The following is a 17494-nucleotide window of genomic DNA, read 5'->3' on the forward strand; positions in this document are numbered from 1 at the left end:
ACAGTGCGGCAACACCGCTGCGCCGACAAGAGCACCCGGAAGAGCGCATCTCATGACCGATTTCGCGATCATCAGCTTCCTCTGGAGCCTCGCCTATTTCGTGGCGACGCTCCTCGTCGCGACGACATTGCTGCGCTGGTTCGACTGGACGCTCGGCATCAGGTTCAAGCGCGACGTTTGGGAGAAACTCAATGAGAACCCTCTGGCTCTGGCTGTCTATCACGGCCTTCGCCTTCTTGCCGTTTTCCTCCTCGGCGCAGCCTTCGTTTCCTGATCGCTACGACGCGGCGATCGAGCGCGCGGTCAAGAAGTGGTGGGGCGATTTTCCCGATCCGCTCTTCTGGAAGGCGCAGCTGTGGCAGGAGTCGCGGCTCGACCCGGCCGCGGTGTCGCCGGTCGGCGCCGCCGGCGTCGCGCAGTTCATGCCCGGCACATGGTCGGACGTGACGCGCCGCCTCGGTATCCCGCGCGGCGTCTCGCCGCATGAAGCCAAATTCGCGATCGATGCCGGCGCCTACTACATGGCGACACTCAGGCGGCAGTGGCATGCGGAACGCCCCGAGATCGACCGGCACCGGCTCGCCCAGGCAAGCTACAACGCCGGCCTCGGCAACATCGTGAAAGCGCAGCGCGCCTGCGGCGGCGCGCGGCATTGGCCCGACATCGCGCCCTGCCTTGTGCAGGTCACCGGCCGCCACTCGAAGGAGACGCTCGACTATGTACGCCTCATCGAGCATTGGCGCGGGCGCATGGCCGAAAGGGGGGAGCGGTGAGGCATTGGGATTTTGGCGACTACGTGTTCGCTTCCCTCGGCGTTTTGATTACCGTCTTCGCGGCGTGCTCGACGGCGGTGCTGGTGGCGGCAACATACGCCTATCTGGTTCACGGCGAACTGCCGGGGTGTGTCGCGTCATGAAAGCGACCGCCATCATCTTCGCCGCGATTTTCCTGCTCGCAGCCGGCGCGACCGGCGGCGCCATCGCCGCGTTCAAGATCAATGCGGAACGCATCGAACGCCTGACGGGCGAGAAGACGGCGGCCGAAGGCGCGCGCGATGCGGCGGTCAAGGTCAGCGTCGAAACGGCGACCGCCGCACTTGCCGCGATCGCGCGGCAAAGCGAGATCGCGCGGCTGATGGGCGAGATCGAGCGCGAGCTGCAGCTGCGCGCCGCCCAGGAGCGCGAGATCGCGGCGGCGATCCGGCGTGCGCCGCCGGAAGATAACGGGCCGGTGCCGAGGGTCGTGGCCGACACGGTCAGGGCGCTCTACGCGACGCGGGGGGCGGCCCCGTGACGCGGCTTTGCACATGGCTGTTCATCGGCGCTGCAGCGGTACTTCAGGCGGGCTGCGTTTCGCCGGCGCGCGAGGTCATGGGGCCGGTGCGCCTGGTCGAGACCGGCATCGATATTCCGGCATCGGCTTTCGTGTGTCGCGATGCGCCGCCGGCGCCGGCCGACTATTTCGACGGGCTCGAACATGCCGACTGGCTGGCGGGGCTTTGGTTCTCGCGCGAGGACTGCGCGGCAAAGCTGAAGAAAGCAGGCGAGATGGTTTTGGGGACGGGGGAGTGATGGAACCGGGCTGGGTCATTGCGGCGGTGGCGACGATCAATCTTGTGCTGGCAATCAGCTCGATCGTCTTCACCTGGTACTCGAACCAGAACCGCGCGCAACGTGCCGAGATACAGGCGCTCGAAAAGCTTTTCGCCGATCGCGACGAGCGCCGGCGGAAGGATATCGGCGAGCAGCGTGACCGCATCACCAAAGTCGAAGCGGATGTCGAGCACCTGCCGAACAAGGAACATCTCGGCGATGTTTACGAAAGCATCAACGGCGTCGGCCAGAAAGTGGCCGCGATGGAGGCGACACTCAACGCGGTCGGCGCACAGGTGTCGCGGATCGACGACTATTTGAGAAGGGAAAAACAATGAGCTTCAATGCCTTTCTCGAACAGGACCGGCGTCTGGTGATCCTGAAGTCGCTGGCGGGCCAGCTCAACGGCACATTGAACGAAGTGCTCATCCAGCGCGCGCTCGATACGTTCGGTCACAATGTCAGCCGCGACGCGGTCAAGTCGCAACTGCGCTGGCTCGAAGCGGTTGACGCCGTGACGTTGCGGGAAGCCAGTGGCTATCTCATCGCCACGCTGGCGCCGCGGGGCGTGGATCATCTTGAGCGCCGCACACCGATCGACGGAATTGCAAAGCCCAGTCTCGGAGGCGCCTGATGTCCAGCCTCAAGCGGGGCCGCGGCCGGCTCTCCTTCATCGACCAGCTTCCCGACGAGACGCGGGAGGATGTCGACTGGGCGATCGAGGAGCTGAAGGCGCGCAAGCGCCCGCAGCAGGATATACGCGAGGAGTTCAACCGGCGGCTGTTGTCGAAAGGCGCGGCGCCCGTCTCCGCTTCGGCCTTCAACCGCTATTCGTTGCGGCTGGCGCGCCACTGGGGCGCGATGATGCAGGTCCGCGACGCCGCGGCGTTGTTCGCCGAACGCCTCGACGAGGAACCGGAAGGCGACATCGGGCTGTTGCTCGGCGAGACGATCAAGACGCTGGTCTATGCCGCCGTCTCCGACGTCGAAATGGACGGGGCGTCGGAGAGCTTCAAGATGCTCGGCGACGCGGCGCTGGCTCTGCAGAGGCTCGAACGCGCGCGCGGGACCAACATCGCAACGGCCGCGCTGAAGCGAGACAAGTTCATCTCGCAGGCGGCCGACGCGGTCGAGAAAGCGGCGGCCGAGCACGGGCTGTCGAAAGAGACGGCGGCCGACCTGCGCCGCAAGGTGCTCGGCGTGCGCGCCCAGGTGCAGGAATGAGCGAACTCGCCGAACTGCTGCTGTCGGAGGAACTGCCGCGCGGATCGGAGATACCCGACGATCTCGACCCGCTGGCCGATGGCATCCTGATGAAACACCAGCGCGAGTGGCTGGAAGATACATCGGATCTGAAGCTCGGCGAGAAAGGCCGGCGCACCGGCATCACCTTCGCGGAGGCGCTCGACGACACGCTGATCGCCGCGACCAAGCGCAGCGAAGGCGGCGACAACGTTTTCTACATCGGCGACACGAAGGACAAGGGCCGCGAGTTCATCGGCTACTGCGCGCATTTCGCGCGGATCGTCGCCAAGGAGATCGTCGCGATCGAGGAGTTCATGTTCCTCGACCAGCTCGAGGACGGCAAGACGCGCGAGATCGCCGCCTATCGCATACGCTTCGCCTCGGGTTTCCGTATCGAGGCGCTGTCGTCGCGGCCGGAAAACATTCGCGGCCTTCAGGGTATCGTCGTCATTGACGAAGCGGCGTTTCACAAGGACGTGCGCAACGTGCTCGATGCCGTCAATGCGCTGCTGATCTGGGGCGGCAAAATCCGCATCATCTCGACGCATAACGGCAACAAGAATGCCTTCAACCAGCTCATCAAGGCGACGAAGGCCGGCGAGTACGACTACTCGCTGCATTTCATCCCCTTCAGCAAAGCCGTCGAGAACGGGCTTTACGAGCGCGTCTGCCTCGTCAAAGGTACGACGCCGACGGCTGAGGGGAAAGCGGAGTGGCACAACAAGATCATCCGCTCCTACGGCAAGCGTCACGCGGCGCGCAAGCAGGAGCTCGATTGCGTACCGGCCGAGGGCGAGGGCTCGTTCCTGTCGCGCGTGCTGATCGAAAGCCGCATGGAGGACGGCATCCCCATCATTCGCTGGCACGTGCCGACGGAGATCGCCGAGCTCGAACCGGAGCGCCGCCGGGTCGAGGTGGCGCGGTGGTGCGAGGAAAACCTGAAGCCGCTGCTCGATGCGCTGCCGCGCAACCTGCGCCACGCTTTCGGCACCGATATTGGCCGCACGATCGACGGCACGGCGATCTGGCCATTCACGATCGACAGCGGCCTCACGCGGCGCACGCCGTTCATGATCGAACTGCGCGACGCGCCCTTCGGTGTACAGCAGCAGGTGCTCTGGTATGTCATTGGCCGCCTGCCGCTGTTGCTTTGCGGCGCGATCGACGCCGGCGGCCTCGGTGCCCAGATCGCCGAAGCGACGCGGGAAAAATTCGGTTCGGTCATTCACGAGATCAAGTTCAGCCAGGAGTGGTACCGGATGAACATGGAGCCGTTTCGCTCGGCCTTCGAGGACGGCACGATCGTCGTGCCGCGCGACGCCGACGTGCTGGCCGATCTTCAGGCCATCCAGGTCAATAACGGCATCGCCAAGGTGCCCGACGACTACAAGGAGGAAGGCGCCGACGGCTACAAGCGGCATGGCGACAGCGCCATCGCAGCCGCGCTCGCCTGGTACGCCTCACTGCAGAAGACGGTGAAGCAGGAGTTCCATTCGACCGGCGACGGCCGCGCCGCCGATCGCGGCTTTGGCGAGCGCGGCGAGACGCGGCCGAGCGATCGCGGCTTCGGCACGTTGCCCGGCAATCTCGGCAGCATGGAGAGGTTCTAGATGGCCGACAACGACAAGACGCAGGACGCGCCGGCGGCGAAGCCGGAGCTTGGCGAGATCGCGAGCTCGCGCGACGGCCGCGACATCACGATCGGCTTTTTCGGCACGCTGCGGCAGAACACCGATCCGATCCTCGCCGGCCGCGGCGGCGACATCCGTCTCTATGAGGAGCTGCTGCGCGACGACCAGGTGCAGAGTTGTTTTCAGCAGAGGAAGCGCGCCATCGTCTCGGCCGAATGGGGCGTCGTCGCCGGCGGCAAGGACAAGGCCGACCAGATGGCTGCCGGCTTCATCAAGGAGCAGCTCGACAATATCGATTTCGACGGCGCGACCGAGAAGATGGCGCAGGGCCTCTTCAACGGCTATGCGGTAGGCGAATGCCTCTATGCGCGCGACGGCCGGTACTGGACGCTCGACGCCGTCAAGGTCCGCCGCGCCGCGCGCTTCCGCTTCGGCGTAGATGGCAGCCTGCGGTTGCTGACGCAGTCCAATTCGCAGGATGGCGAGCTGATGCCGCCCCGCAAGTTCTGGACCTATGCCGCCGGGGCCGACAATGACGACGATCCTTACGGCCGCGGGCTCGGGCACTATTGCTACTGGCCGGTCTGGTTCAAGAAAAACGCGATCAAATTCTGGGCCACCTATCTCGACAAATACGGTGCGCCCACAGCGGTCGGCAAATATCCGCAGCAAGCGTCGAAGGAGGACCAGGACAAGCTGCTCGGCGCCGTCGCCGCGATGCGATCGGACAGCGGCATGATTATTCCCGAGGGAATGCTGATCGAACTGGTCGAGGCGACGCGCGCCGGCTCTGTCGATTTCGACAAGCTCTACGATCGGATGGACGGCGCCATCGCCAAGGTGATCCTGTCGCAGACGATGACGACGGACGCCAAGGCGAGCGGCATCGGCTCCGGCGCGGCGGAAGCGCATATGGAGGTGCGCGAGGAAATCGTCAAATCCGACGCCGACATCATCTGCGGCGGCTTCAATCGCGGCCCGGTGCGCTGGCAGACCGAATGGAACTTCCCCGGCGCGCGGCTGCCCGTCGTCTACCGCAAGCTCGAGCAGCAGGAGGATCTGTCGTCGGCGGCCGAACGCGACGTCAAGCTGACGCAGATCGGCTGGGCGCCGAGCGAGCAGCGCATCAAGGAGGTCTATGGCGAGAATTACGAGCGCGTGCAGCGGGCGGTGCTGCCGGGTCTGCCCGGCAACCCGACGCCGCCCGCGCCGGCCGGGCCGAGCTTTGCCGAGACGCCGCCCGACGCCGTCGACGATCTCGTCGCGCAGCTCGAAGAGATCGCCGCGCCGATGCAAACCGAAATCGTCGGCAGCATCCGCAAGCTGCTCTACGACAGCGCGAGCTTCGCCGAGTTTCAGACGGGCCTGCGCAAGCTCAATCCGAATGTCGACGGCTTCGCGAGCCTGATGCGCGAGGGGATCGCGCTTTCAAACCTCACCGGCCGCGACGACCTCGAAGAGGACCGGTGAGCCGATGGCCGTCGCGGCAAAGCCCGTCCACTTCGCCGAAGCGATCGACTATCTGAGGCGCAAGCTTCTGGTCGGCACGCGCGCCTGGACGGATGTCTGGCAGGACGCGCATGCGCTCTCGTTCATGGTCGCCGGCGCGATGCAGGAGGCGCTGGTCGGCGACTTTCACGCGGCGGTGACGCGCGCGATCGCCGAAGGCCGCACGCTGGCGGATTTCCGCAAGGACTTCGACGCGATCGTCGAACGGCATGGCTGGTCATACAAGGGCGGCCGGGGCTGGCGCTCGCGCGTCATCTTCGAGACCAACGTCAACAGCGCCTATTCGGCCGGACGGTTCCAGCAGGCGCAGCGTCTCAAGGCGCAGCGGCCTTACCTGCGTTATGTCCATATGGACCCGAACCTGACGCAGGAAGACAGCCGGCACGAACACGCCGCCTGGCACGGCATCATCCTGCCGGTCGACGATCCCTTCTGGAAGACGCACATGACGCCCAACGGCTGGGGCTGTCGCTGCAAGGTGCAGTCGCTGTCGGCGCGCGATCTCGCGCGCTACGGGTTTTCGGTGTCGAAGTCGGCGCCGGAGGTGAAGATGGTCGAGCGGCGCGTCAACACGCCGGACGGGCCCGCCACCGTCAAGGTGCCCTTCGGCATCGATCCGGGCTTTGCCTGGAACCCCGGCGACCCCGACACGATGCCGAAGGATATTTTCGGCCGCTAGTTTCCCGGCCGGTCTTCGGCCATCGCCGCCAGTCCCGCCGGCACACCCTCCGCCATGAAGCGGTCGCGGTCCTCGCGGCTCCGGAAATAGAAGCGCCAGCCGGTCTCGACCGTCCGGTCCCTGGCGGGCGGCGCCGGGTAGCTCTGCCAGCGCGACGCGGCGACCGGCAGCGTGACCTGCCCGAAGGCGCCGGCGCACCAGTCGAGCATGAGGTTCAGCGACTGTCCGAAGCCGCCCTTCGGCTGGCCGACCGTGGCCCTGAAGGGCACCTCCCGCTCGGCCTCGTCGCGTGCCTGCATCCGCCTTCTGGCCGCCATTTTCCGAAAAGCCTCTGATTTGCCCGTGTGTGCGCGAGGGCCGGATTTGGGCCCATGCCCGCCGGAAAATCCTGCAACGCGTTTTTCAACGCCCATATCGCCGCTCAGGCCCCGTTAACCATGCCCTCCTACCAGTCAGTGTGTGTCGGGCGGCCGTAACCCCAAAATATCGGGATCGGGCACTGAACCCGACATCTGTCGGGATGTATCGGCCGGGGGGATCGGGGGCAAGGTCGGGCCATCATTCACGAGCGCTGCGGAATTGCCAAGTGAAGCCCTTCGAAATCTTCAAGCCCGGCACCCATACCCCGATGAGCGGGAAGCCCATTGCCTTTTCCGAGGAGGTGGTGAAGGCGATCGCGGCTGCCTACGACCCGGCCCGCCACGAGGCGCCGGTCGTCATCGGCCACCCGAGGGACGACGGCCCCGCCTGGGGCTGGGTCAAGGGGCTCGAATTCCGCGACGGGGCGCTGGTCGCCGAACTCGACCAGGTCGACCCCGCCTTTGCCGAGATCGTCGAAGCCGGCCGTTTCAAGAAAGTCTCGGCGAGCTTCTATCCGGCGGACCATCCCTCGAACCCGACACCCGGCCAGCTCGCGCTGCGGCATGTCGGCGTGCTCGGCGCGACCGCGCCGGGCGTCAAGGGCCTGAAGCCGATTTCGTTCGGCGACGACGACGCCGAGGTTCTGAATTTCGAATTCGCCGAGGACGACGCGTGGCGCACGTCCTGGGTGTTCGGGACGATCGGCCGGGCGCTGCAGGCGATGCGCGAATTCATCGTCGTCGAGCGCGGCGAGGAAGCGGCCGACAAGGCGATCCCGAAATACGACATCGAGGAAGTTCATCGCCATGCCGGCGCGCTGCAGGAACGTGCGCGCAAGACCGAAAGCCCCGCCTTTTCCGAGACCAACCTGAAACCAAACGAGGAGCCCGCCGTGAACCCCAAGACACAGGAACAGGAAGCGAGCGCGGCCAAGATCGCCGCCGACCAGGCGAAGCTCGATGCCGACCGGCTCGCTTTCGCCGAGCAGCAGAAGCAGGCGCGCCGCGCCACCGACAAGGCGGCGCTCGACGCGCTGAGCGTGGAGGGCAAGCTGGCGCCCGGCATCGTCGCGCCGCTGCTCGACTTCATGGAGGGGCTCGACGCCGGCACGCCGCTCGAATTCGGCGAGGGCGACGGCGTCCAGAAGAAGACGCCGCACGAATTCTTCCTCGACCTGCTGAAGCAGTCGGGGAAGGTCATCGAATTCGGCGAGCGCAGCGCACCGGAAGGCGACGACGACGCCCGCACGCTCGCCTTCGCCGCGCCTCCCGGCACGACCGTGGACCCGGAGGGCGCGGCGCTGCACCGCAAGGCGCTCGACTACCAGGCAAAGCACGCCGGCACCGACTACATGGCGGCCGTCGCCGCCGTTGGCGGCCGGTAAAGCCACCCGCAACCCCTCGCGCAGAAAGCAAGCAACATGCAATCAGCTCCCCTTCAAGCCCTGACTTTCAAAGCCGCCGGCGCCGTCGCGGCTTATCGTGGCGTCGGCTATGGCGGCGCGCAGGCGACCGTCGCCGGCCAAAAGATCATGGGCGTCTCGCAGCGCGCCGTAGCGACGGGCGAAGACAGCGACGCCGTGACCGCCGGTACGACGATCATCGAGACCGGCGGCGAGTTCGCTGCCGGCGCCAGTCTGATCGTTGACAGCGCGGGCCGCGCGATTGCCGGAGCCGGTGCTCTCGCCGTCGCGGCCGGCGCCACGCCCGTGACATCGACGGCCGCAAACGGCGCCGCGATCCTTACCGGCTCCGACATGCCTCAATTCGTTTTTGCCGACGCGCTCTACGCCTCGGGCGGCGCCGGAGAACTCGTCGAAGTCAAGCTGCGCTGACGGCCGCGCGCTCCACCCCGCAAACAGGAAAGCTGAACCATGGCCCCTCTCACGAACTCCACCGCCCGCGTCGTCGACCCGGTCCTCTCGCAGTTCACGCGCGGCTACCGGCAGGCCGGGCTGATCGCCGAGGAACTTTTTCCCCGCGCCTATGTGCCCGTGCGCGGCTTCAAGACGATCCGCTTCGGCAAGGAAAGCTTCCGCCGGTACCAGACGCGGCGCTCGCCCGGCACCGCCACCAAGCGCATCACCTATGGCTACGAGAGCGATCCGGCGAAGCTTTACCAGCACGCGCTCGACGCGGTGGTGCCGCGCGAGCATGTCGGCGAGGCCGAGGCCGGTCCCGGCATCAACCTGAAACAGGGCGCCGCGCGTCTTGTCATGGATGTGATGCAGCTCGACGCCGAAATCCAGGCGGCCGAGCTCGCGACCAATGAGGCGAACTACGGCGACGACAACAAGGACACGCTGTCGGGATCGGACCAGTGGGACCACGCCGACAGCAAACCCAAGGACGTCATCAAGGAAGGCAAGGAGGCGGTGCGCAAGCGCATCGGCCGCGAGCCGAACAAGCTGATCCTGCCGAAGCCCGTCTTCAATGCGCTCGACGACCACCCGGCGTTGCTGGAAAAGCTCAAGTACACCTCTTCGGACAACGTCACCGCGGAACTTCTGGCGCGCTATTTCGGCGTCTCGAAGGTCGTGGTCGCCGATGGGGTCTTTGCCGACAGCAACGACGACGACGACGACTTCACGGATGTCTGGGGCAACTTCGCGATCCTCGCCTATGTGCCCGAGGGCGAGCGGCAGGACGTGCAGGTGCCGAGCTTCGGCTACACCTACACGCTCGAAGGGCATCCCTTCGCCGAAGTCGAGCGCTGGGACGCCGACAGCAAATCATGGATCAACGGCATCACCGACGAACGCAGCGCCGAGTTCGTCGGCTCGGATGCCGGCTACCTGATCTCCGACGTGCTCGGCGGCTAAGGGAAACCCGATGGCGAAGAAGAAAGCCAACACCGAGACCGCGACCTATGAGGTGCTGACGCGCATTCGCCACGACGGCGATCGCTACGTCGCGGGCGACGAGATCGAGCTGACCGCGGCGCAGCACGCGCAGCTCGCAAAGTCCGGTGCGGTCAGCCGCGAGCCTGTCGGCGACACGGCCGATGCCGACGCCAAGGCAAAGGCGGAGGCAGAGGCCAAGGCAAAAGCCGAAGCGGAGGCGGCCGCCGCAAAGGCGGAAGCCGACGCCAAGGCGAAAGCCGCAGCGGCCGCCGGAGCCAAGAACAAGGACGGCGCGAAGAAGTAGCGCCGTCTGCGGAATTGACGCGGGGAGAGCCGCGAGCGAGTGAGTCCGGCCACCATACCGGAGTGCAGCTCCGAAGCCCCAACGATGCCGGCAAGCCCGCAAGGGAGGGTATCGAAAACAGCGGCACGAAATTCACGGGGCCGCTCTCCTCTCCCTGGTCGGGTTCATTGTGTTGCGATCCCCCCGGCCTTCTGGAGAGCGGCCCCACCAACGGAAGGAGCGACCAGGTGAGCACGAACCCGATCATGCAGTTTTTTGACTGGGCCCATCTGCCTCCGCATCTGCAGGAGGTCAGCAAGCCGTTCGCCGCCCTCGCGGAGACGATCGTCGGCACACTTCCTCCGAACGCGGAGCGATCGGTCGCGCTGCGGAAGCTGCTCGAAGCGAAGGACGCCGCCGTGCGCGCGAAGGTCGCGGTTCCAGGAGCCGCCGCATGAGCGCGCTCTTCTACATCCTCGGATGCATCGGCCTGGCGATGGCCGGCGCCGGCGGGCTGATGCTCTACATCATCTGGTCCGACGATTTTGAAGGCGCGAGCCTGAAGGAGTTCGCGGTTGCCTTCGCGCTCCTCGTTGTCGGCCTCGCGCTGTTCGCGGCGGGGTGGCCATGACCGCCTTCTTCTACATCATGGGCGGCCTCCTCTGTTTTCTCGGCGGCTTCGTCTTCGCCGATCCGTCGCGCGATCCGAGCTACCGCGCCCGCGCGATGGGCGTGGTTATTCTTGTCGCCGGCGCCGCGCTCGTTTTTTTGGGGGGTGCGCGGTGAGCTACGTGACGCTCGAAAAGCTCATCTCGAAGTTCGGCGCGCGCGAGCTGGTGCTGCTCACCGACCGCGCAGTGCCGGCATCGGGTGAGATCGACGAAGCCATTGTCGCCGAGGCGATCGCGGCCACCGATGCCGAGATCAATGCCTATCTGACCCGCCGCTATTCGCTGCCGCTTTCGCCGGTGCCGCTGCTGATCGAGAACCTCGCCGCCCCGATGGCGCGCTACCACCTGCATGTCGAGCACGCGCCGGCGCAGGTCGAAAAGCAATACGAGGCGGCGCTGCGGACGCTGCGCGACATCGCCAGCGGCAAGGCCTCGCTCGGCGACGACGACGCCGCGGCCGACCTGCCTTCGCCCTCGCAGGGGCCGCGCGTCCAGGCGGGCGATCCGGTGTTCACAACAGAGACGCTGAAGGGGTTCTGAAGCGCCATGGAAACGGGCCTGAAAATGTCGCTGACGCTCGAGGACGCCGCCGCGCTGGCCGGCCTCGAAGCGATGGCGCTTGCCTCGCGCGACATGACGCCGGCGATGGAAGATATCGGGCTCGGCCGCGTGACCTCGACGCAGCGGCGCTTCGACACCGGCATCGGCCCTGACGGCGTGCCCTGGCCGGTCTCGATGCGCGCGGCAGAGGAAGGCGGTCTGACGCTGGTCGACAGCGCGCGGCTCTATGGCAGCATCACGTTCGAGGCCGGGCCGCAGGACGTCGCCTGGGGAACCGATGTCGCCTATGCCGGCGTGCACCAGGACGGCGCGACGATCGAGGCGAAGGGCGGCGGCTACATGAAGTTCAGCCTGCCCGGCGGCGGCTTCGCCCAGGTGCGCAGCGTCACCATCCCGGCGCGGCCCTTCATGGGGTTCGACGAGGAAGACGCGCAAGACAGTATCGCGGCGCTGTCGGCGTTTGTCACCGACGCCTTCGGGCAAGCCCGCGGGGCGCCGCAATGAGCGAGCACGAGGAAGAACCGATCGTCCTGCCCGGGATATCGCTACCCGGCCTCGCGCCGATCGCGGCGCGGCTCGACGCCTGCGTGCCCGAGCTCGTCCATTGCGCCGATGTCTTCGACTGGCAGGGCTCGCTCGACCGTATCCGCGCGACGCCGGCGGCGCTGATCGCGCCGGCAGCCGCGACCTATGGGCCCAACGTCGTGGCCGGCCGGGCGCTGCGCCAAGAGCGCACGCACTTCTTTTCCGTGATGCTGATCTTTACCGGCGCCGGGCCCGAAGGCCGCAGCGCGATGCCGCTGTTCAAGACCGTGTGCGAGGGCGCGCTTGCGGCGCTGACCGGCTGGCGGCATCCGGACGGCGGCTCGCTGATCGAACCGGTCGCCGAACGGCTGGCGCATTTCGACGCGCAGCGCCAGGCGCTGACCTGGGAAATCCGCTTCAAGCACCGGCACCACATTTCGAACCTTGTCCCCACCCCACCGACACCCTGAAGGAGCGCGACCATGAAACGCGAAGGCGGACACTACGTGCAGAGCCTCAAGACCGGCAAGACGCGCCGCGTCAAGGAACCGACAAAGCCCGCGGCCCGCCAGCCGCGCGCAAAGCGCGACGCCGAACGCGAGGCGGAGCGCCAGGCCGCGCGCCGCGCCAGGCGCCCGCGCAATCCCTCCGCCGCCGCGGCAGCCGCAGGCCCGGCGAAAGAGCCGGCCGGCGGCGCGGCACTCACCCCGCGTCCGCCGGCCGATGGCGGCGACGACAGCAACAGCAAATAAGGAGGCGATCCGATGTCGCTCGACTTTCTGAAAAAAGACGAACTGGTCGTGGTGGTCAGCGAAGAAGACGAATACGCCGACGACGCCGAGCCGGCCGGTGCCGACGCGCTGCTGACCCGCGACTTCATGTGCAGCCCGATCGAGGGCTCGGAAGTGCAGCGCATGCTCGACCGGCCGGGCCAGGGCGCCAGCCCCTCGATGTTTGCCGGACGCCACATGGCCTGCTCCCTGAAAGTGGAAGCCGCGCCCTCCGGCACGATCGGCGTGCCGCCGGCCTTCAGCTCGATCCTGCTCTGCTCGCAGATGGCCGAGACGATCGTCGAGGATATCGAGGAAGACCCGGTCGAGGTTCATTACGAATATGTCTCGCGGCTGCTGTCGTCGGCGTCGCTCTATGCCAATTACGACGGCGTGCTGTTCCGCCTGCTCGGCATGCGCGGCGCTATCGGCATGGAGTTCGAGGGCGGCGGCATTCCCTACTTCACCTTCAACGGCATGGCGCTGCTGACCCTGCCCGAAGACGTCGCGATGATCGAGGATGCCGATTATTCGGGCTTCAAGCTGCCCGAGCTCGCCGAGGCCGACACCACGCAGGAAGTGTCGATCGGCGATGCCGACTTCGTGCTGCGGAACTGGCAGTTGCAGCCGCCGCAGAACGTCGCCTTCCGCGACCTGCCCGGCCAGAAGGAAGTCGTGATCGCCGGCAACCGCAATCTTCGCTCGCGGCTCGAAGTGATGGCGCCGCGGCTCGACGGCTTCGATCCCTTCGCGATGAAGGAGGCGATGACGCTGGCACCCTTCACGCTGCTGCACGGCTCGGCCGCCGGCAAGCAATGGAGCTTCGAGGGCGCACTGACGCAGATCGTCGGCGTTGCCTTTGGCGAGCACCAGGGCGAGCGGACGCTGCAGCTCGAACTGCTGCACACCTCAAGTCCGGCCGGCGACGACGACGGGGTGTGGAAGTTCATTTGATAGCGGGCGCTCGGTCGCGGACTGCGCTCGCGACCTTGTGCCTGTTTCGAGTTTGGGCGTGCAGCGGCGCGTCCAGGTAACAGGCCCGAGCGAGCGAGCGCAGGCGCGCAAGCGCCGAAGTCCGGAGCGAGGGCCAAACGAACGAAGGTGAGAAAATGAGCAACGACAAGCGGAAGATCAAATTCGTCCTTCGCGATCCGGCGAAGGAGCATCGCATCAAGTGGCCGGTGCGCTGGATGATCCCCGACGAGGATGGCGGCGATGTCGAGGTCGGCTTCACGGCGCATTTCAAGCTGCTGCCCGACGAGGAAGTCGACAAGCTTTTCGGCGGCGGCATGTTCGGCCGCTTCACCGATGCGGTCAAAAACAAGGCGGGCCTGCGCGAGGTGCTGGTCAACTGGTCGGGCGTCGAGCTGGCGACCGAGAAAGACGCCGAGCCCGCCGAGGTGCCGTTCAGCGAAGCGCATCGCGACATGATGCTCGCCTGGCAGGACTGCAGCAACGCCCTGATCCGCGCCTATGCAAGCGCGCTTGCCGGTAAATCCGAAAAAAACTGAGGGAGGCCGCGCGTGCGCTGGCGACAGGACGCATCGACGGCGAAACGGGCGGCCCCCCTCCGGTATCGCGCAGCGGGCGGCGCGATCTCGTCGCGCAGCTCCGCGCGCTCAAGGCGCCGGCAGCCACGCTCGCCCTGGTCGCGCCGCCCGTCGATGCGGCCGACGATGAAGACCTTGTCGTCGTGCTCGATCGCGAGAACGAGCCGGCCGTTACGCTCTTTCTCGGAACCGGCACGCAATGGCGTTCCGTCGCGCTCTCGACAATGGAGCGCGCGGCGATCGTCCGCACCGGCATCGACTATGCCGGCGCCGAGGCCGCGGCGCGCGGGCTCGGGATCGCGTGGAATGTCGAGCTTGTGGCCGGGCTCCGGGTCATGGAAGACGAAACCATCCGCATCGAAAGCGCCGCCCGCGCGCGCGAATGGGCGAAGGGCAGCGCGCGCCGGCGATGAGGCAGGCTTGACATGACCGAGCAAGTCGTTCGCTTCCGCCTGACCGTCGACGGCCGCGCCGCCGAGGTCGCGTTCGACCGGACCAGCGGCAAGCTGCGCGAAGTGCGCGGCGCGACCGGCGAGGCCGGCGCGGCGATGCGCGTGGGCGAACGCGATGCGCGCGGCTTTGCCGGCGGCCTCAATCGCTCCTATCTCGAAACCACCGCGTTGACGACCGTGCTGCGCTATGTCGGCCCGGCCGTCCTCGCGATGGGGCTGAAGCGAGCGGCGGCCGACGCGCGCGAATTCGCCGCCTCGATGGCCGAGGTCGCAACGCTCGCCGATTTCGCCAAGCGCGATCTCGCGCCGCTGTCGGCGGAAGTGCGCAAGCTGGCGATCCAGTACAACCAGTCGCCCAAGGCCGAAGCCAAGGCGCTCTACGACATCATTTCCGCCGGCGCGTCCTCGTCCGAGGAAGCGGTCAAGCTGCTGCACCAGGCCAACCAGCTCGCGGTCGGCGGCGTGACCAGCGTCGCGGTCGCGGCCGACGGGCTGACCTCGGTCCTGAATGCCTATCGCGGCGCTGCGGGCTCGGCGGCCGATGTGTCGGACGCCTTCTTCGTCGCGATGCGTGCCGGCAAGACGACGGTCGCCGAGCTCGCCTCGTCGATCGGCGCGGTGGCGCCGATCGCGGTGCAGACCGGCACGACGCTGGAAGAGCTGCTGTCGGCGACGGCGGCGCTGACCAAGGGCGGCATCGATACCGGTTCGGCCATGGACGGCCTGCGCGCGATCCTGGCCGCGGTGCTGAAACCTTCCGAGCAGGCCAAGAAGCTCGCCGCCGAGCTCGGCCTCGAATTCTCGACCGCCGCGCTGCGCGCCAAGGGCTTCACCGGCTTCCTTGCCGACGTGGTCGAGAAGACCGGCGGCGCCGACGAACATCTCTCGGTGCTGTTCGGCCGCATCCAGGCGCTCGGGCCGGTGCTGGCGATGGCCGGCAGCGCGGCCGAAGACTACAACAACACGCTCGGCCAGATGGGGAGCAAGGCCGGGGAGACGGCCAAGGCCGTCAAGATCGTGACGGACGAGGCCGGATGGGCGGTCGCGCAATTGGGGCGCGCGCTGGCCGATATCGCGCTCGAAGCCGGCAAGGCCGTCGACCAGAACCTTTCGCCGGCGGCAGAGCTTTTTGTCGAGAACCTCGAAGACATCAAGCGTGTCGGGCTCGATGTCGTGCAGGTCTTCGCGGTGCTGGCAGGTACCGCCGGCGGCGCGGCGTTGTTCCGCGCCATCGCCGCGGCCACAGGCCCGGCCGCCGCCGGCCTGCTGTCGATGGCGCTGGCGACCAACACCTATTCGGCCGCCGCCTTCGCCGCGACGATCTCGACGCGGGCGCTGGCCGGCGCGATGGCGTTTTTCGGCGGGCCGATCGGCGCAGCGATCGCGGCCGCCGGCGTCGCCTATGTGCTGCTCGGCAACAGCACCGATGCGGCGGCCGAGGCGGCGGAGCGGGCGCGGCAACGCCTCTACAATCTCAACGACGAGATCGCGCGGGGAACGCCCAAGACAATCGAGGCGGCCGAGGCGAAGCTCGCCGATGCACGCGCCAACGAAGAGCTGGCGCGCACCGCGTTGCTCGCGGCCGAAGCCGAGCTGAAGCAGGCGGAGGCGCGTCTCGCCCGCGAGCTCGCCTATGGCGGCAACAGTGGCGATGTGCGCCAGCGTTCGATCCAGAAGGACATCGACGGAAAGCGCGAGGCGATCAACCTGGCGGGCGGCGAGCTCGATGTCGCACGCGGCGATGTCGAGAAGTTGCAGGAGGCGATCGCAAAACTGCGCGAGGAGATCGCAAACCCCGGCAGCAGCTCGGGCGGTGGCGGGCTCGGCGGTTCGCTCGACGATCTCAAGACCTCGCTCGACGCGGTGCTGAAGGCGGCCGATCCGGTCGGCGCGGCGATCCGCGATTACCGCACGGCGGTCGGCGTGCTCGACCAGGCGTTGAAGTCCGGTTTGATCCCGTCGACCGCCGAACATGCGCGGCTGCAGAAAGGTCTCGACGAGGCGCTGGGGCAGGTGCTGGCCAAGCGGCCGGCCGAGGAGATCGAGAAGTGGGCGGAAGCGCAGGCCAACCTCACCGATCGCACGCTCGGGCTGGCGGTCGCCGAGCGGATGCGCGCCGAGGCCAAGGCCGGCGGCATCCGCTTCATGGAGGAAGAGCGGCGCGCGATGGCCGAGGAGGTCCGCCTCGCCGCCATGTCGGAGGATATGCGGCAGATCGAGCTGAAGACGCGCGAGCTGCTGCTCAAGGCCAAGCGCGAGGGCGTGACGGTGTCGGAGGCCGAGGCCCGCGCCGCCGTCGAGGCGCAACAGGCGCAGCTGCGCGCCGTCGAGGCGCATCAGCGCGAGCTGCGGCGCTGGGAGGACGTGTTTTCGTCCGTCGTCGGCAACATGGAAACGGGCTTCAAGGACGCCTTCAAGGAAGCCTTCCGCGAAAGCGGCGGCGGCTTCGACCGGCTGATGGAAGGTTTCAAGGAAGGCTTCCTCGACATGCTGGCCGAGCTGGCCTTCCAGGCGCTGGCAAAGCCGATCCTCATCCCGATGATGCAGGGTCTCGGCGGCGCGATGGGGCTCGGGCCGCAACAGATCGCGCAGGTGCTCGGCCAACACGGCATGTCGACCGGCAGCGCGGCCGGCGGCCTCGGCAACATGTCGAGCCTGCTCGGCGGCATTTCGAATTTCGGCAACGACATTCTCTCGACGATCGGCGGCTGGCTCGGCATCGGCGGTGCGTCGGCCGGCGCGGCGTCGAATGCCGCGCTCCATGCCTGGACGGCGATCGGGCCCGGCGCGGCCGGCGCGGCGGGCGGGGCGGCGGGCGGCGCGG

27 protein-coding genes are annotated in these 17494 nt (G+C 67.3%); 26 read left to right on the forward strand and 1 reads right to left on the reverse strand.

The genetic code is table 11. From position 1 onward, the window contains the following. Positions 1–52: 52 nt before the first annotated feature. From Q7V31_RS03660 to Q7V31_RS03710, 11 genes are read left to right on the forward strand one after another with little or no spacing between them, the layout of a single operon-like run. Entirely contained in the window at positions 53–274 is a 222-nt protein-coding gene (locus tag Q7V31_RS03660) for a hypothetical protein (RefSeq protein WP_304732460.1), read from the forward strand. Further along, positions 192–773: a transglycosylase SLT domain-containing protein gene (locus Q7V31_RS03665; protein ID WP_304732461.1), complete on the forward strand. Its 582-nt coding sequence runs from the start codon at positions 192–194 to the stop codon at positions 771–773. The genes Q7V31_RS03660 and Q7V31_RS03665 overlap by 83 nt, the downstream gene beginning before the upstream one ends. Beyond that, complete coding sequence (locus Q7V31_RS03670; RefSeq protein WP_304732462.1) at positions 770–916, forward strand: hypothetical protein; 147 nt, start codon at positions 770–772, stop codon at positions 914–916. The genes Q7V31_RS03665 and Q7V31_RS03670 overlap by 4 nt, the downstream gene beginning before the upstream one ends. Further along, positions 913–1293: a hypothetical protein gene (locus tag Q7V31_RS03675; RefSeq protein ID WP_304732463.1), complete on the forward strand. Its 381-nt coding sequence runs from the start codon at positions 913–915 to the stop codon at positions 1291–1293. The genes Q7V31_RS03670 and Q7V31_RS03675 overlap by 4 nt, the downstream gene beginning before the upstream one ends. Then, positions 1290–1571, forward strand: a complete 282-nt coding sequence (locus Q7V31_RS03680; RefSeq protein WP_304732464.1) for a hypothetical protein — start codon at positions 1290–1292, stop codon at positions 1569–1571. Before Q7V31_RS03675 ends, Q7V31_RS03680 begins: the two co-directional genes overlap by 4 nt. Next, positions 1571–1930, forward strand: a complete 360-nt coding sequence (locus tag Q7V31_RS03685; RefSeq protein WP_304732465.1) for a DUF2730 family protein — start codon at positions 1571–1573, stop codon at positions 1928–1930. The genes Q7V31_RS03680 and Q7V31_RS03685 overlap by 1 nt, the downstream gene beginning before the upstream one ends. Next, positions 1927–2226, forward strand: coding sequence for a hypothetical protein (locus Q7V31_RS03690; protein WP_304732466.1), 300 nt, complete (start codon positions 1927–1929; stop codon positions 2224–2226). Before Q7V31_RS03685 ends, Q7V31_RS03690 begins: the two co-directional genes overlap by 4 nt. Continuing rightward, positions 2226–2816 (forward strand): phage protein Gp27 family protein, encoded by a 591-nt coding sequence (locus Q7V31_RS03695; RefSeq protein ID WP_304732467.1) that lies wholly within the window; start codon positions 2226–2228, stop codon positions 2814–2816. The genes Q7V31_RS03690 and Q7V31_RS03695 overlap by 1 nt, the downstream gene beginning before the upstream one ends. After that, positions 2813–4447, forward strand: coding sequence for a terminase large subunit domain-containing protein (locus tag Q7V31_RS03700; RefSeq protein WP_304732468.1), 1635 nt, complete (start codon positions 2813–2815; stop codon positions 4445–4447). The genes Q7V31_RS03695 and Q7V31_RS03700 overlap by 4 nt, the downstream gene beginning before the upstream one ends. Continuing rightward, a complete protein-coding gene (locus tag Q7V31_RS03705) occupies positions 4448–5938 on the forward strand; it encodes a DUF935 domain-containing protein (protein ID WP_304732469.1) in 1491 nt (496 codons plus the stop codon). Positions 5939–5942: 4 nt separating this feature from the next. Continuing rightward, positions 5943–6656, forward strand: a complete 714-nt coding sequence (locus Q7V31_RS03710) for a phage minor head protein (protein ID WP_304732470.1) — start codon at positions 5943–5945, stop codon at positions 6654–6656. On the opposite strand, the gene Q7V31_RS03715 is transcribed toward Q7V31_RS03710, so the two are convergent. Then, positions 6653–6973, reverse strand: a complete 321-nt coding sequence (locus Q7V31_RS03715; RefSeq protein ID WP_304732471.1) for a hypothetical protein — start codon at positions 6971–6973, stop codon at positions 6653–6655. The two genes, Q7V31_RS03710 and Q7V31_RS03715, sit on opposite strands and share 4 nt — an antisense overlap. A 269-nt stretch (positions 6974–7242) precedes the next feature. Here Q7V31_RS03715 and Q7V31_RS03720 point away from each other — a divergent pair, with 269 nt between their 5' ends. The 15 genes from Q7V31_RS03720 to Q7V31_RS03790 form a co-directional block, all read left to right on the forward strand. Continuing rightward, positions 7243–8400 (forward strand): hypothetical protein, encoded by a 1158-nt coding sequence (locus Q7V31_RS03720; RefSeq protein ID WP_304732472.1) that lies wholly within the window; start codon positions 7243–7245, stop codon positions 8398–8400. A 36-nt stretch (positions 8401–8436) separates the two neighbouring features. Beyond that, positions 8437–8850 (forward strand): hypothetical protein, encoded by a 414-nt coding sequence (locus Q7V31_RS03725; protein WP_304732473.1) that lies wholly within the window; start codon positions 8437–8439, stop codon positions 8848–8850. Positions 8851–8889: 39 nt separating this feature from the next. Continuing rightward, a complete protein-coding gene (locus Q7V31_RS03730) occupies positions 8890–9837 on the forward strand; it encodes a major capsid protein (RefSeq protein WP_304732474.1) in 948 nt (315 codons plus the stop codon). Positions 9838–9847: 10 nt separating this feature from the next. Continuing rightward, entirely contained in the window at positions 9848–10162 is a 315-nt protein-coding gene (locus Q7V31_RS03735; RefSeq protein WP_304732475.1) for a hypothetical protein, read from the forward strand. A 227-nt stretch (positions 10163–10389) separates the two neighbouring features. Then, positions 10390–10599 (forward strand): hypothetical protein, encoded by a 210-nt coding sequence (locus tag Q7V31_RS03740; protein ID WP_304732476.1) that lies wholly within the window; start codon positions 10390–10392, stop codon positions 10597–10599. After that, entirely contained in the window at positions 10596–10772 is a 177-nt protein-coding gene (locus tag Q7V31_RS03745) for a hypothetical protein (protein WP_304732477.1), read from the forward strand. Before Q7V31_RS03740 ends, Q7V31_RS03745 begins: the two co-directional genes overlap by 4 nt. Beyond that, the gene (locus Q7V31_RS03750) at positions 10769–10927 is read left to right on the forward strand and encodes a hypothetical protein (protein WP_304732478.1); all 159 of its coding nucleotides are present in this window, start codon (positions 10769–10771) and stop codon (positions 10925–10927) included. Before Q7V31_RS03745 ends, Q7V31_RS03750 begins: the two co-directional genes overlap by 4 nt. Next, positions 10924–11352, forward strand: a complete 429-nt coding sequence (locus Q7V31_RS03755) for a gp436 family protein (RefSeq protein WP_304732479.1) — start codon at positions 10924–10926, stop codon at positions 11350–11352. The genes Q7V31_RS03750 and Q7V31_RS03755 overlap by 4 nt, the downstream gene beginning before the upstream one ends. Before the next feature lie 6 nt (positions 11353–11358). Beyond that, positions 11359–11877 (forward strand): phage virion morphogenesis protein, encoded by a 519-nt coding sequence (locus Q7V31_RS03760; RefSeq protein WP_304732480.1) that lies wholly within the window; start codon positions 11359–11361, stop codon positions 11875–11877. Further along, a complete protein-coding gene (locus Q7V31_RS03765; RefSeq protein WP_304732481.1) occupies positions 11874–12368 on the forward strand; it encodes a hypothetical protein in 495 nt (164 codons plus the stop codon). The genes Q7V31_RS03760 and Q7V31_RS03765 overlap by 4 nt, the downstream gene beginning before the upstream one ends. 12 nt (positions 12369–12380) lie before the next feature. Beyond that, on the forward strand, positions 12381–12650 hold the full coding sequence (locus Q7V31_RS03770) for a hypothetical protein (protein ID WP_304732482.1): 270 nt from the start codon (positions 12381–12383) through the stop codon (positions 12648–12650). 12 nt (positions 12651–12662) lie between these two features. Next, positions 12663–13622, forward strand: a complete 960-nt coding sequence (locus Q7V31_RS03775) for a hypothetical protein (RefSeq protein ID WP_304732483.1) — start codon at positions 12663–12665, stop codon at positions 13620–13622. A gap of 155 nt (positions 13623–13777) precedes the next feature. Next, positions 13778–14179 (forward strand): hypothetical protein, encoded by a 402-nt coding sequence (locus Q7V31_RS03780; RefSeq protein WP_304732484.1) that lies wholly within the window; start codon positions 13778–13780, stop codon positions 14177–14179. Between the two features lie 182 nt (positions 14180–14361). Next, complete coding sequence (locus tag Q7V31_RS03785; RefSeq protein WP_304732485.1) at positions 14362–14631, forward strand: DUF1799 domain-containing protein; 270 nt, start codon at positions 14362–14364, stop codon at positions 14629–14631. A 12-nt stretch (positions 14632–14643) separates the two neighbouring features. After that, the coding region (locus Q7V31_RS03790; protein WP_304732486.1) for a phage tail tape measure protein at positions 14644–17494 on the forward strand (2851 nt) is incomplete at its 3' end.

This window comes from Parvibaculum sp., from assembly GCF_030651915.1.
GTDB lineage: Bacteria > Pseudomonadota > Alphaproteobacteria > Parvibaculales > Parvibaculaceae > Parvibaculum.

Excerpts from the sequence above, each read along its gene's own strand:
- Q7V31_RS03695 (WP_304732467.1), top strand. The coding sequence starts at position 2,226 with ATGTCCAGCCTCAAGCGGGGCCGCGGCCGGCTCTCCTTCATCGACCAG.
- Q7V31_RS03725 (WP_304732473.1), top strand. The coding sequence starts at position 8,437 with ATGCAATCAGCTCCCCTTCAAGCCCTGACTTTCAAAGCCGCCGGCGCC.
- Q7V31_RS03730 (WP_304732474.1), top strand. The coding sequence starts at position 8,890 with ATGGCCCCTCTCACGAACTCCACCGCCCGCGTCGTCGACCCGGTCCTC.
- Q7V31_RS03760 (WP_304732480.1), top strand. The coding sequence starts at position 11,359 with ATGGAAACGGGCCTGAAAATGTCGCTGACGCTCGAGGACGCCGCCGCG.
- Q7V31_RS03745 (WP_304732477.1), top strand. The coding sequence starts at position 10,596 with ATGAGCGCGCTCTTCTACATCCTCGGATGCATCGGCCTGGCGATGGCC.
- Q7V31_RS03665 (WP_304732461.1), top strand. The coding sequence starts at position 192 with ATGAGAACCCTCTGGCTCTGGCTGTCTATCACGGCCTTCGCCTTCTTG.
- Q7V31_RS03685 (WP_304732465.1), top strand. The coding sequence starts at position 1,571 with ATGGAACCGGGCTGGGTCATTGCGGCGGTGGCGACGATCAATCTTGTG.
- Q7V31_RS03700 (WP_304732468.1), top strand. The coding sequence starts at position 2,813 with ATGAGCGAACTCGCCGAACTGCTGCTGTCGGAGGAACTGCCGCGCGGA.
- Q7V31_RS03660 (WP_304732460.1), top strand. The coding sequence starts at position 53 with ATGACCGATTTCGCGATCATCAGCTTCCTCTGGAGCCTCGCCTATTTC.
- Q7V31_RS03780 (WP_304732484.1), top strand. The coding sequence starts at position 13,778 with ATGAGCAACGACAAGCGGAAGATCAAATTCGTCCTTCGCGATCCGGCG.
- Q7V31_RS03705 (WP_304732469.1), top strand. The coding sequence starts at position 4,448 with ATGGCCGACAACGACAAGACGCAGGACGCGCCGGCGGCGAAGCCGGAG.
- Q7V31_RS03690 (WP_304732466.1), top strand. The coding sequence starts at position 1,927 with ATGAGCTTCAATGCCTTTCTCGAACAGGACCGGCGTCTGGTGATCCTG.
- Q7V31_RS03765 (WP_304732481.1), top strand. The coding sequence starts at position 11,874 with ATGAGCGAGCACGAGGAAGAACCGATCGTCCTGCCCGGGATATCGCTA.
- Q7V31_RS03675 (WP_304732463.1), top strand. The coding sequence starts at position 913 with ATGAAAGCGACCGCCATCATCTTCGCCGCGATTTTCCTGCTCGCAGCC.
- Q7V31_RS03770 (WP_304732482.1), top strand. The coding sequence starts at position 12,381 with ATGAAACGCGAAGGCGGACACTACGTGCAGAGCCTCAAGACCGGCAAG.
- Q7V31_RS03715 (WP_304732471.1), bottom strand. The coding sequence starts at position 6,973 with ATGGCGGCCAGAAGGCGGATGCAGGCACGCGACGAGGCCGAGCGGGAG.
- Q7V31_RS03750 (WP_304732478.1), top strand. The coding sequence starts at position 10,769 with ATGACCGCCTTCTTCTACATCATGGGCGGCCTCCTCTGTTTTCTCGGC.
- Q7V31_RS03710 (WP_304732470.1), top strand. The coding sequence starts at position 5,943 with ATGGCCGTCGCGGCAAAGCCCGTCCACTTCGCCGAAGCGATCGACTAT.
- Q7V31_RS03735 (WP_304732475.1), top strand. The coding sequence starts at position 9,848 with ATGGCGAAGAAGAAAGCCAACACCGAGACCGCGACCTATGAGGTGCTG.
- Q7V31_RS03775 (WP_304732483.1), top strand. The coding sequence starts at position 12,663 with ATGTCGCTCGACTTTCTGAAAAAAGACGAACTGGTCGTGGTGGTCAGC.